The organism is Providencia manganoxydans (genome assembly GCF_016618195.1).
Classification (GTDB): domain Bacteria; phylum Pseudomonadota; class Gammaproteobacteria; order Enterobacterales; family Enterobacteriaceae; genus Providencia; species Providencia manganoxydans.
Window position 1 is genome coordinate 782,574 of sequence record NZ_CP067099.1, and the last position, 13,327, is coordinate 795,900.

Sequence of the window (13,327 nt, forward strand, 5' to 3'; positions counted from 1 at the left end):
CAGCCAGTAGAGTGACTGGCTACTATATCGGACAGTTACGCTAAACCATTTAATTAAATGATTTATAAGGAATAATGATAATGGCTACTCCTCATATTAATGCAGAAATGGGTGATTTTGCTGACGTCGTTTTGATGCCAGGTGATCCATTACGTGCAAAATATATTGCAGAAACTTTTCTTGATGACGTTCGTCAGGTGAACAATGTACGTGGCATGCTAGGTTTCACTGGGACTTATAAAGGCCGTAAAATCTCTGTTATGGGACATGGTATGGGGATCCCATCTTGCTCTATTTATGCAAAAGAGCTGATCACTGACTTTGGCGTGAAAGTGATTATCCGTGTTGGTTCATGTGGCGCGGTAATGGATGATGTTAAGTTACGTGATGTCGTGATTGGGATGGGGGCATGTACTGACTCGAAAGTTAACCGTCAACGTTTTAAAGATCATGATTTTGCAGCAATTGCTGATTATGAATTGGTTCACAATGCGGTTGAGGCTGCAAAAGCGAAAAATGTGAATGTACGTGTAGGTAACTTGTTCTCTGCCGATCTGTTCTATTCACCGGATCCTGATATGTTCAAAGTGATGGAAAAATACGGCATCCTTGGTGTTGAGATGGAAGCTGCGGGTATTTATGGTGTCGCTGCGGAGTTTGGTGCACGCGCACTGACTATCTGTACGGTGTCTGATCATATCAAGACTGGTGAGCAAACCACTTCAGATGAACGCCAAACCACTTTTAACGAAATGATCGAAATCGCTCTGGACTCAGTTTTGTTAGGCGATAAATAATTATTGTTAGAGCAATAATTTTGTTGATTCTTAGGTGCCGTACAAATTATGTACGGCATTTTTACAGTACTAGCCGCGTTTTTTATTGATTCGGCTCATCACAATAGCGTCAACGTATTCGCCATCACGGAAAGCATAATCACGCATAATGCCTTCTTGTTCAAATCCAAATTTCTTATATAGTCCAAGGCCATTGTCATTGAGGGCATAGACTTCGAGCTCGATACGGCGCACATTGAGCCAGTTGTCACAGTAATCGACCATCACTGCCATTAATTTAGAGCCAATACCTTTACCCTGATGGTGATGACTCACCGTCACGCCAAAGGTAGCTGTATGGCGACGGCGGATCTGACTTGGTTGATAAACGCTTAGAATGCCAACCACTTCATCATCAAGAGTTGCAATAAAATGAGTGACCAGAGGATCATTAGAGCTTAGTCGAGTTTCCCAAATTTTTGTTGATGGGTAAGGAAGCTGTAGCGTATTCGCATAAGCAGCATAGTCGGTGTGCATTTGTGTCAGGGCAGGAACATCGTCAATGGTTGCTCTGCGGATAATTATATCACTCATAATGTAATGTCTCTTCAACTCTTTTAGATATCAATATCATTAATCACACTAAGTATGTTGATTGTCAATTGATAATCTTAAAATATGAAACATTAAATTGAATAGTTTTAACCACTTATCGTGGATGATTAAACAGGGTGCCTTTCAAGCTTTGGCTTGGAGTTTCACCAAATCGAGCTTTATATTCAGCACTAAAGCGCCCCATATGAGCAAATCCCCAACGTAAAGCAATTCCAGTGATATTATTAACATCTCCAGATAAAAGCTCTGAACGAACTTTATCTAATCTTAATGTTTTAAGGTATTGCATTGGGCTGACATTTAAAAAATGGCGAAAGCCACTGTATAAGCTGCGTGAGCTGACACCTGCGACCAGAGCAAGCTGCTCCATCGTAATATTTTCATGAGCATGAATATGCAGAAAATCTTGTGCTTTTTTTACATGTCTAGGACAAACATTGCTGATCCTTTGGTTGTTGCCTGCGCTGTGATTATGAGGAAATGTTGACAGGATAGAACTGACAATGAGCTTTTCCAATTGGCTCACAACGTACTTTTGCTGTCGTAATACTTCGTGATCAGAAATACAGCTGAGTAAATATTTCGCGAGATGGCGCCAAGTACTGGCATTATAGCTAGAAAGCGCCGTTTCAAATACTATGGGGGTATCAATCAGATGGCCAAGTTGGCTCACAAGTGTTCGTTCTAAAAGTGAATAAGGAATAAAAATTAGCAGTGTTTCTTCTCGATGATCCCATATGAGTTGACTAGAATTATTTTGATTAATCAATACAATATGTTCATTGTTTTGGTCAAAATAGGCAGTTCCATCAAACAATGCCGCATCACTGCGAAGAGGTATATGCAGTATAAAACAATTGGCTTGTTCTTTATGTTGAATTTGAACAGTATCTCCATAGCGTAAATAATATAGTTTTAATTCACCAAATGTTGTCATACTCATAATATCCTCTTTATTTTTCAAGAATATATTTCACTCTTTTGTTAGGCTATTTTTCAATGTGCTTAACAAATCATAAAGCAATGTCTTATCCTGTGGATTGATATTTTTTAATAATCCATCTAGCCATTTTTTATGTTCAATTGAAATTAATTCAAATAATTCATTGCCTTGTGGTGTTATTTTTATATAGTTTGAACGACGATCCTGATCATTAAGGATCCTTTCTGCTAATCCCATTTTCTCTAAGCCATCAACGAGGCTGGTGATATTGCCATCGGTAACTAACATCAAACGAGAAAGCTCTTTCATTTTGATCCCTTCCGGATAGCGCTGTAATTGCGACAATAAATCGAATCGTGGCAGGGTAAATTCAAAATTTTCCCTTAACTTTTTACGTAGATCTGTTTCGATTAACTTGACGCAAGACAACATACGTAACCAAAGTTTCACATCAGAAGTATCATTTCTCGATTCGTTTTCTTGATTGCTCATTCCTTTAAAACTCCTTATTGGTCATAAATCTTTTTTCAATATTTAACTAATTGAATTTTAATTGAATTAAATTTTAAAGCGACTTTTGTGTCCTGAATCTTATTTTTTGATTGATTTATAACCAATAGTCAAATACTTTAATATTAAATACTTTAACATTAAACTATTTAAGTTTGAAGTATTTTGCTGTTGTAATGTGGTAAGCAAACTATAACTGTGAGATGAAATAATGAAAAAAACAATATCAAATCAGATGTTTAACGATAATAAATTTAAGCTTGGTCTATTTGCAGCAAACTGTTCAGGGGGGATGGCGGTCACAAAAATCCCCGAACGATGGGATAATTCATGGGAAAATAATTTACAAATGGCGGAGATCGCCGATGCTGCTGGCATCGAATTTCTTCTGCCAATAGCAAGATGGATAGGTTACGGCGGTGAAACCAACTTTCATGGTAATGTTTTAGAAACTATTACTTGGGCTTCAGCACTACTTGCTAGAACACAACATATTAGTGTTTTTAGTACAGTTCATACTTCGTTTAATCACCCTGTCGTTGTGGCAAAACAGATCGCAACTATGGATAACATTGGTCATGGCCGAGCGGGCCTCAATGTGGTTTGTGGTTGGAACCGTCCTGAGTATGAAGCATTAGGCGGGGAACTGCCTTATGATCATGAAAGCCGCTATGCCTATGGCCAAGAATGGGTTGATGTGATCAAAGCGCTATGGAAAGAAGAAAAACCGTTTGATTGGCATCGTGAATTCTTTAATTTGAAAAATACCTACGGCTACCCACATCCTCTAAATAAAAACGTGCCGATTTTAAATGCGGCAGGCTCCGCTCAAGGGCGTAAATTTGCGATCCGTAATGCTGATTTCCTTTTCACTTCCACAATTACCCTAGAAAGTTCGGAAAAAGAAATTGCAGAGCTGAAACAGCAAGCGGAGCAAATCAAAAGAGAGACTGCGTTGAATATTTTAACTTTTTCTTATGTGGTATGCCGTGAAAACCGTAAGGAAGCAGAGGAGTTTCATGAATGGTATTCACAAGAACATGCTGATTGGGGAGCCGTTGATAATGTTATTCGTTTAATGTTTGAAAATGCCGAGTCCTTCCCGAAAGATAAACTCAATTTTATTCGTAATCGTTTTTCTGCGGGACATGGGGGATATCCTTTGGTCGGAACGCCTGATGATGTCGCTGATGGTATTGAACGTTTGTCTAAAGCAGGATTTGCAGGTTCAACATTAGCATTTGTGAACTATGCAAAAGAGCTGCCATATTTCTGCCAAGAAGTATTACCACGATTAGAGGCAAAAGGTTTGAGATTGCCATTTAACGGGGAGAAAGATGTATGTTAACTGCTGATGATTTCAAACTCGGTATGCGTAAGCTAGCGCTACCTGTTGCGGTGATTTCAGTGAAATCTGATGAGCAGCGTAATGGGCTAACCGCATCGTCATTTTGTTCAGTGAGTGTTGATCCCCCTCGTTTCTTGATTTGTGTAGGAAAAACGGCGAGTGCACATCCGCAAATTAGCATTGGTGAAGGGATTGCAGTTAATGTGTTGTCAGAAACACAGCATGAACAAGCAATGCAATTTGCCAGCAAAACGCATAAAGGCGAGCAACGTTTTAGCTTAGGTGAATGGAATACATTACACACTGGTGCACCAATATTAGATGATACAACCATTAGTTTTGATTGTATTGTCGATAATATTATTGATGATGTCACTCACAGCATTATTACTGCAACGGTGGTGGCACAGAAGCATACCGATAATATGTGCTTACTGTATCGAGATGGTAAGCCAATGATTTAAAAACTTATTTTAGGCTCATGTCAGACGTTATTTATCGTCTACTATGAGCCTAACTAATTATCTTAACATAAACTTCGTTTTGTTTCTACTGTAGTTATTCTTATTTTTTTCTTTCCTATTAATAAATCATAGTTTTAACTAATATTAGGTTTATGTGTAAATAATGTTGTAGCGATATTTGCTAGTATTATCTTTCCTTTTATATATTGTTAATGATAGATAAGTTATCTCTTTTGAAATTACTTCTATTACGATTATTTAAAGGGAAGGTAATTATGTTTAATCATATAAAGACCAATGATACATTGTTTGAATCAATTAAAAGAAAAAATAATAATGATAATATTTCAGAAAAATCATTGGGTAAAATTGAAGAGAAAATTAGACGGGTAAAAAACAGTGTCGATTATGAAGTTTTCAAAAAAAGCATGGATGATCTTAAATTTCAGGTTTCTGAAATGAAAAGTCAAACCGTGCGTGAGAAAATAAATAAAGTTATCAGTGAGTGTTTACTTACAGAAAGCCAATTAAATCAATCAACTTTACATGAAATAGAACCTGAACCTACATTCAAACGCATTCGCTTTTATCACTCGATAGAGGAAGCGATTTTATGTAAAATAGCTTTTAATACTATCTCATTGAAATCATTAAGTAAAATTGAGGCTAAAATTCAGGCGAGATTTAATGAGGTGATGTCAAGTAAAACTCCTGAAATGTTTGAAAAGGAAATGGTTGAGGCTAAATCAATACTGAAAAAATATGATAATGAGGTGGTTTGTAAAAAGATAGATGAAATTATTAATAAATATTTAGATAGATATTATGTGGTTATAAAGGAAAACTATTCTCCAATAAGCAGGATTTGGAGTGCGGTAAGGTCAGTTTCTGGCTTACAAGAAATTACCCCACGTAAGCTATATGAGTTTAAAGCAGCAATTATAGATAGTTTCAAATTTCAATCAATTGAATTCATAGAATCTCATCAATGTGAATTAAAAAGAAAAGTTTCAAAATATATTGATGGAAATATTGAGGAAAAATTTATTGAAGTTATTGAACAATGTGCTAACGATAGACGTAGAGAATTGAAAGAGAGCTATCAGTATGATACTTCAGAGCCGAAAAATTTATTTCCGAAATTTCAGGAAGTAAAACCCATAGAACAAACTAGTATTAAAGAAATATTTTCTCATTTATACAAGAGATTTATAATTTGGATAAATAAAAAATTAACGATAAATTAGTCAATAATAGTTTTTTTACTCAAGAGCCTAGAAAAGCGTGTTTAAAATCAACCAACAGATTGAATATTAATCTTCCGTTGGTTGATTTCTTGAGTTAACTAAGGTGTCATCATAAACACTTTTGTGTTTTGCCCTAAATATTGATGAGCAATACGGTTAATATCTTCTATCTGCAACTGATGAATTATCGTAGTTTCTTGGTTTAAACGTTGATACTGCTGATCATCAGACGCAATCTGTGCCAGAGCCTCTGTCCAATAACCTGAGCTATCCGTCACTTGTTTATTTTCAGTCAACCAAATATTTTTGGCCTCAGTAAGTTCTTTATGACTAATACCCGACGCTTGTAGCTGTTGAAGGGTTTTTTGCGCAATTAGCGCCATCTCATCAGCACGTTCCGGAGACGTGGTAAAATTGAGTCGCGCAAAATAGTAAGGCTGTGGTTTTTTGGCTAACATTTGAGAAAAACCAAGCGCATAGATGCCGCTGGCTTTTTCGCGTAATTCACTGCGTAAGCGCTGACTCACTACGGTATCTAGCAATTGCATCGCCAATTGATCTTGTTGTGTCCACTGTGCAGGAGCGGCAAACTGAATGCTTACCATGCTTTTATCACTGCTACTTATTGGATAACGTTTATTGAAACTCGACATCTTCGGCATGATCCCTTGATCATGCCATGCGAGCTGGCGATTATCGGCTGGGATCGAGGCAACCCACTGCTCTAGCTGTGCCTTAAGCTGTTTGCTATTGACAGCACCGGTGATCACTAAGGTCATATCTGCCGTTGAGGTGAGTAGCTGACGGTTTGCTTGTTGGAGTTGCCCTGCCGTAAAGTGTTTCCAGCCACCCTGTGGGTCAATAGTTAATAATTCACCATGCTGATAGCTTTCCTTATTAATATTATCTAGGAATGTTCGTTCAACTGGCGTTTTGGCTAAGTTCAATGCAAATGATTGTTTTTGCTGCTCAAGTTTTTCACCGCTAAATTGTGGTGAAGTGAGTTTCAGATGCAATAATTGCAATGCAATTTCTAAATTATCAACGGGGGCTTTACCGCGAAAACCATGTGTCAGCAATTCACTATAGGGGCGGATCGAGATTTGATTTTGTTTCGCCAGCAAAGCGAGATCGCGAGCACTGTATTTACCATAACCACTGCTTTCAGGCAGTTTCAGCGCCCAATCGGTTAATCCTGCTGTTTGAACTGTTTCAAGTGAACGGCCACCTGCAAGTTGTAAATTGAATTGAATATCATCTTTAAGATTTTTATCTGCTTTGACAATCACTTGGATGCCATTGCTTAACTGCCAGCGTTCTGTTTTTGCAATAGGGAGTGGTGTTTGTTGGCTAATTGATCCTTTGATGACATTGGGTAATTGCAAGGTGATTGCTTGCGAGCGCAATGTGAATGGTCCCGGAGAACTGTGACGAATACTTTGCCATTGCTGCTCGAAGGCTGAACGATTAAAGGTGGCTGCGTCAGTATCAGGGCCAATCAATGCCAAGCGAGGGGATGCGATAGTAAGTAAATTGGCAACATGCTGTTGTAGATCTTGTGGCTTGGCCGAGTTTATCATTTGATAGCTTTTATCAAGCTGTTGGCGTTTATTCCACATTGGCATATCGTATTCAAGCGCCGTAGTGAGTTGTCCCGCTAAATATTCATTCGTATAGCGCTGCTCTGAAGCGGCTTGTTGACTCAATTTTTTCAACATTGCTTGACGTGCGCTATTCAGTTCTTCTTGGGTGACGGGCTCTGTTGCTAAACGTTGTAACTCAGTAAATAGCACTTCAGTGGCAGCTGTATAGTCACTACCTTTAGGATGAATAATCATTAACTGCTGGAGGCGCTGGTTATCTAGCATTGATCCTTGTTCATTGATGCTAATCGCAGGCAAAACACCATTATCAACTAACACTGAAAAACGTTGATTCAAAATAGCTAGCCATAAGCTATCCATTAGGTCTTCATATTGCCCTTGGTGCGTGTTTAGTGGTGCAGTCACATCTTTTTGTAGTGCGAATTGAATAAAACGCGCCCCCTGCTCTTTATCAAATACAGGTTGAATTAACATCTGAGTAGAATGGGCAAATTGCTTCCACTCAGGGCTATCTTGAGAAGGTACAGTAGGTTGAGGTAACGCAAACAATGTATTGATGTCGTTACGTACTTTACTGTTATTGAAATCACCAATGACTAATAAAGCCATGCGCTGTGGTTGATACCATGTTTGATAATAGTTTTTAGCTTGTTCGATCGGTGCTTGACGAACAATATCTAATGAGCCAATCGGGTTACGTTGTGCATAGCGGCTGCCATGATAACGTAACTGTTCAAGGCTATCGTTAATACGATAGCCCATTCCTTGGCGTAAGCGCCACTCTTCAATAATCACTGGGCGTTCGGTTTCAAATGCTTCCTGATCGAATGTCATATTCGCTGCCCAATCAGCAATCACTTGTAAACCTGTTGAAACTTGTGCGGGTGTCGCTTTCGGCAGTGAAAGTTTATACAGTGTTGAATTGAGACTCGTGATGGCATTGACATGGCTGCCTAATTTTAGCCCTTGCTGTTCCAGTTGTTTAAAACCCGTGGTGCCGGGGAAGTGCTTAGTGCCTTTAAATGCCATATGTTCAGTAAAATGCGCTAATCCAAGCTGTTGTTCATTTTCTTGTAGTGAGCCACTTTTGACTAATAAACGCAGTTCTACACCCGGTTGATTACGTTGTAGTAAATAAACCTGTAACCCATTATCCAGTTGATAATGTTGTAGATCGCTACGAACAGGTAACTGAGCCTGCTTATTTTCTCGGTGAGTGGCATGGTTGGCACAACCACTAAGTAGTAAGCCAATCAAGGCGGTCAATGTGATTTGACGAAACATAATCAGATGTTCCTATGAGGTTCAATTAATGGGAATTGCTGATCGGCTAATGGCCATAAAAAACGTTGATGGCTAACCAATACAATTGCGCTGTCAGGGAGTTGAGCTTTGAGCAGTTGCAACATTTCAAGGGCACTATTTTCATCGAGCGCTGAAGTGGTTTCGTCCAATAACATCAGCGGTGGGCGATTTAGTAATAAACGCGCAAACATGATGCGTTGCTGTTCACCGCCAGAGAGTCGATTGTGCCAATCCGTTTCTAAGCTAAGCTGGTGATGTAGCTTTTCTAGTCCAACTTGGCTTAACACATGTTTAAAGTCGGCTTCTGTAAATTGGGAGCTATCTTTTGGGTAAGCGAGCAAACTTTCTAGGCGGCTAACGGGTAAATAAAGCCGTTGCGGGATCCACATAAGATGGTTTGTCCGCTCAATGTTGCCAGTAAAGAATGGCCAGTGGCCGCTTAAGGTACGCAGCAATGTTGATTTACCAATGCCTGAGCGGCCTGAAATAATAGTCAACTGCCCTTGTGCAGCGGTTAGTGTTAGCGGTTCAAATAAGGTGCGATTATCTGCCGTTGAAACGGAAAGCGTTGCATTAAGAGCTGGCTGCTGCTCAGTAATGCTAACTTGTGCAGCTTTATCGTTTTCCAATAAGATCACAAAATTATACAGTCGCGAAATTGTAGCTTGCCAAGCCGCTATCTCCTTGTAAGCAAAGATAAACCAACCTAGTGAGGTGGCAACGCTGCTAAAGGCTTGGCGAAGTTGCATTAATCCACCTAACATAATTTCACCAGCAAGGAATTTAGGCAGCGCAAGTAAGACAGGGGCCAGCGCGGTCACTTGTTGGTAGCCAACGGTATAGAAGGACAAGTTTCGTTCACAACGGATCAATCGATTCCAGTTGCCAACAATTTCACCAAATCGATGCATCAACTCTTTTTTGTCTTGGCTTTCGCCTCGCTGACCTGCGATGGCATCACCGTGCTGGCGGCAATTGATCAGCGTGCTACGGTAATCGGCCTCGCGACGCTGCTTATCCATATTTAAACGGCGTAGTGGGAAACCAATCCATTGAGTGAGCGCAATACCAATAATGGTGTAAATGATACAAGCCCAAAACATATAACCGGGAATTGTCCAGTCGCTATCCGCAAATTGAAAGGACAAGCTACCTGAAAGGGTCCATAGAATGGTGGCAAATGACACCAGTGTCAGCATGGAATGTAAGAAGGTGACTAACAAATTCAGTGTTGATTCAATCAGTAAGCGAATATCTTCTGCAATACGTTGGTCTGGGTTATCAGGCTCTTGTGAGGTTAGGCGTAACATATAGTGTTTGCTATTGGGCGATAACCAGCGGCTAAGTACCTGTTCAGTCATACCTTTACGCCAACGGATGATTAACATTTGTTTGAGGTAGTTCCCCATAACGACCACTAAGATCAAACCACTCACTAACACGACAAAATATTGCAGTAGGCCATAGAGTGCCTGTCCATCCAGTTTTTGCAGGGCGTTATAGAAGTCGCCATTCCACATGTTCATTTTCACGTTGAACCACACTGAAGAGAGTGTCAGCCCCAGTGAAGCGGCAAGTAATAGCCAGCAGAGAAGGGCAGAACGCTGCCCCCAAAATGGTTTAACTAAGTAGAAAAATTGTTTTAATGTCTTCATGACGTTTTAATAGCTCACATTGCTAACTAAAATTTATAGAGGGTGTTTAAAGGTCATAGTTAACCTGTAGCCAGAACTGGCGACCGGGGTCATAAGATTTCAACACTCTGTCTTCAAACACAAAACGGTCAGCAATATTTTTATTATTTAGGATGTTGTTCACTTCAACGGAGAAACCAAAACCATAGGCAAAGTCTGGTTTCCAGCCGAGGCGCGTATCCCATGTGTATTTACTGGTGAAATGTTGCTTGGTGTATTTGCGAACTTGCCCATATTCAGGATCAAAGGCATAAGCATTGTCATAGCGGACGGCTTGGTTACGCGCTCCCCACCATTGCAGGCGGTTGTACCAAGTCAGATCGTAATCATCCCAAACACTGGTCAACTCTAAATTGAATTTAAAGGGGGAATTAAAACTGGTTGAAGGTAATTTGGATGCGTCGATAACTTTACCGTCATACCACACTTTATTGAGATTAACCTTATTCGCTGGATCGAATGCGTTATAGCCTGAATCTTTGGGGGTATTACTTTCGCTTTGTTGCCATGTGAGTGATGCGGTCATCACATGAGAAGCTTCTGCCCATTCCCACGGTTGGCTATTGTTGACAGAAAGCGTCACGGTATCATGTGAGCTGCGTCCACCGTTATCAAATGAGCGAATGCTGCGTTTATCAGCATCACGAGTGTCATATTTGGTGCGGGTTCTGACCTCGTCATAGCCTTCACGATGTACATATTGCAAGCGCCATGTTGTCGACAGCACCTCTTGTTGCAGTGCAACAGTCAGCTCATCGTTATATGGGGTTTTTAGTGAATCAATACCTTCGTAATCTTTTTTGTTATCCCAATCGTTTTTGTTAGGATCAAGAGAGCAGGGATCAAACTCACCATAGCTATTACATATTTGCATGCCATCATTTTGTGCGCCATATAACGCATAGGTCAGCATAGAGCGGCCGTAGTAACGGTTAGCCCCCGCAATAATTTGGGTTTTTCCATCACCAAAGACGTCATAGTTACCCGATAAACGAGGTGCTATGTTAGTACGGTTTACAAAGTCATCTCGATCAACCCGAACCCCCGGACGCAACGTTAGTTTGCCAAATTGAATGTTGTCATCAAGGAAGAACGCGTAATTGGTATAGTCAGCGGAGTGTTCTCCCGCTTGGAAGCGGGTGACATTACTGAGGTAACCACTGTAGGTGGCGTTATTATCTACGCTACCTGTATAGGTATAACGGAAGTAATCTTTATCGCGCTTGTAAGTTCCTTTGGTGAAATTAAGCTCAGCGCCTAATGTCGGTTTATGAGTGAGCCCTAAACCATCTTCAATGGTATTGAAACGCATCACACTCTTTAAACCATGGCTTTTTTGTTTTGAGGTTAAATCCCCTAAACCACCACTACTACTCTCTGCGGTTTGCCAAGTTTGATAATCAATCGCACGCACAGTGAGTGAATATTTTTGGTCATCTGTACGCTCATCTTTTAGCTCTTGAGTATTGGCGGTTAACTCTAATTGACCAATATCAAATTGATGTTTAAAGACCGCGGTAAACCCTAGCCCATCATGGGTTGAGCCATAGCCTGAATTCATCACAGAAGCAGAAAATAGACGGCTATCATAAGATGCATAATTAGCAGAAAGATCTAACGTGCTTTTGTCGGTAAGATCGAGCGAGTATTTCAGGAAGTAATTATCAGATGTACGGTGCTGTTTTTTTTCACCTGATGCAAAATCAACCATTTGTACTTGGTTGTTTTCATCAAAGATGACAGAGTCACCTCCAGTCACTGTCATTGGGATCGTAGAGCTACGGCGAGATGCGGAGAAGACAATACCTGATTTTTCACTGACACCTAATTCAAACCAGCCGCCGAAATCATCTTTATCATAGCGATTTTGGAAACGAGCAGGGTTCGCTGTGTCATTTTTAGAGGTGTTGATACCGAGAGAGGGATCGTGGAACAAATTATTCCAACCCGAACGCGTTAATCGATAATAGGCATGGGCGCTATTTTCACCTTGCCAGCGACGGCTATTGACCTCAACAGTCCCTCCAGTAAAGCCACCAAACTCAACAGGTATGTTATTGTCATACACTGCCATGCTGTCGATTAGACGACTGTCGATATAAATCCCCTGATCGCTACTGCTTAACCGTGTGGCAGTTTCACCAAGGCCATTGTCTGCGGGATCAAAGTCATTATTAAAACTCACGCCATCAAGACGGTAAGCATTTTGGTAACTGCTAGAACCATGAATTGAGATACGAGAAGGTTTTATTTCTCCTTGGTTCATGGAGTTGCTGTCGTTATTAGCAAACTGAACGGCTGGGTTGGTTTTCATTAAATCAGTGATATTGCCATCACCCGTATTGCGTTGGCTGATCTCTTCAGAAGTTACATATTGAGGTGCAGACATCACATCAGTAGCAGGATGGTTTTGTACCACACCTGAAACTTGGGTCTCGGGTAGCACTAATGTGCCTTGATTGAGGTTTTGTGGACGAATGACTAATACACCATTTTCATTGATCAGTTCTAATCCACTACCGATAAGTACTCTTTGTAATGCGGTTTGTGCGGTGTAGTTACCTGATAGTGCTGGTGCACGTAATCCATTAAGTTGGTTTTTATTATAGAGTAATTGAATTTGTCCTTGCTGACTGATTTGCGCGACAGAAGTCGCAAGTGGTTGTTCTGGTAGTGTAAATGTAACCTCTTGCGCTATTGCTGATTGGCAAACTATTGCAGTACTGGCTGCAACCAATAATGCAAGAGGCTTAAGCCGTTGGTGTGTGAATCGAATTGACATGAGTATCCCTTATTCCTAAGCGGCACAAATCGTGTGCTG

General features: G+C 40.3%; 10 protein-coding genes. 4 read left to right on the plus strand and 6 right to left on the minus strand.

The window, feature by feature from the left end:
* The first annotated feature begins 80 nt into the window (after positions 1-80).
* Positions 81-797, plus strand: coding sequence for a purine-nucleoside phosphorylase (deoD, locus tag JI723_RS03395; protein ID WP_070926968.1), 717 nt, complete (start codon positions 81-83; stop codon positions 795-797).
* Positions 798-866: 69 nt separating this feature from the next.
* Here the strand turns inward: deoD and JI723_RS03400 are convergent, their stop codons facing one another.
* From JI723_RS03400 to JI723_RS03410, 3 genes are all read right to left on the minus strand, one after another.
* Positions 867-1,370 (minus strand): GNAT family N-acetyltransferase, encoded by a 504-nt coding sequence (locus JI723_RS03400; protein WP_070926966.1) that lies wholly within the window; start codon positions 1,368-1,370, stop codon positions 867-869.
* A 115-nt stretch (positions 1,371-1,485) separates the two neighbouring features.
* Positions 1,486-2,334 carry a helix-turn-helix transcriptional regulator gene (locus tag JI723_RS03405; RefSeq protein WP_272580441.1) on the minus strand — a complete coding sequence of 283 codons (849 nt, stop codon included), beginning with the start codon at positions 2,332-2,334 and terminating at the stop codon, positions 1,486-1,488.
* Between the two features lie 30 nt (positions 2,335-2,364).
* Positions 2,365-2,826, minus strand: coding sequence for a MarR family winged helix-turn-helix transcriptional regulator (locus JI723_RS03410; protein WP_272580440.1), 462 nt, complete (start codon positions 2,824-2,826; stop codon positions 2,365-2,367).
* A 229-nt stretch (positions 2,827-3,055) separates the two neighbouring features.
* On the opposite strand from JI723_RS03410, the gene JI723_RS03415 reads away from it, so the two are divergent.
* From JI723_RS03415 to JI723_RS03425, 3 genes are all read left to right on the plus strand, one after another.
* Positions 3,056-4,192: an LLM class flavin-dependent oxidoreductase gene (locus tag JI723_RS03415; RefSeq protein WP_272580439.1), complete on the plus strand. Its 1,137-nt coding sequence runs from the start codon at positions 3,056-3,058 to the stop codon at positions 4,190-4,192.
* Positions 4,186-4,656: a flavin reductase family protein gene (locus JI723_RS03420; RefSeq protein ID WP_337979777.1), complete on the plus strand. Its 471-nt coding sequence runs from the start codon at positions 4,186-4,188 to the stop codon at positions 4,654-4,656. Before JI723_RS03415 ends, JI723_RS03420 begins: the two co-directional genes overlap by 7 nt.
* Before the next feature lie 275 nt (positions 4,657-4,931).
* A complete protein-coding gene (locus JI723_RS03425; protein ID WP_337979778.1) occupies positions 4,932-5,903 on the plus strand; it encodes a hypothetical protein in 972 nt (323 codons plus the stop codon).
* Positions 5,904-6,001: 98 nt separating this feature from the next.
* Here JI723_RS03425 and JI723_RS03430 read toward each other — a convergent pair whose 3' ends face one another.
* Genes JI723_RS03430 through JI723_RS03440 form a run of 3 tightly spaced genes read right to left on the minus strand, consistent with a single transcriptional unit; the run spans position 6,002 to position 13,288 of the window.
* On the minus strand, positions 6,002-8,791 hold the full coding sequence (locus tag JI723_RS03430) for a M16 family metallopeptidase (protein ID WP_337979779.1): 2,790 nt from the start codon (positions 8,789-8,791) through the stop codon (positions 6,002-6,004).
* Positions 8,792-8,793: 2 nt separating this feature from the next.
* On the minus strand, positions 8,794-10,467 hold the full coding sequence (locus JI723_RS03435; RefSeq protein WP_070926948.1) for an ABC transporter ATP-binding protein/permease: 1,674 nt from the start codon (positions 10,465-10,467) through the stop codon (positions 8,794-8,796).
* Between the two features lie 46 nt (positions 10,468-10,513).
* On the minus strand, positions 10,514-13,288 hold the full coding sequence (locus tag JI723_RS03440) for a secretin and TonB N-terminal domain-containing protein (protein WP_337979780.1): 2,775 nt from the start codon (positions 13,286-13,288) through the stop codon (positions 10,514-10,516).
* Positions 13,289-13,327: the final 39 nt, after the last annotated feature.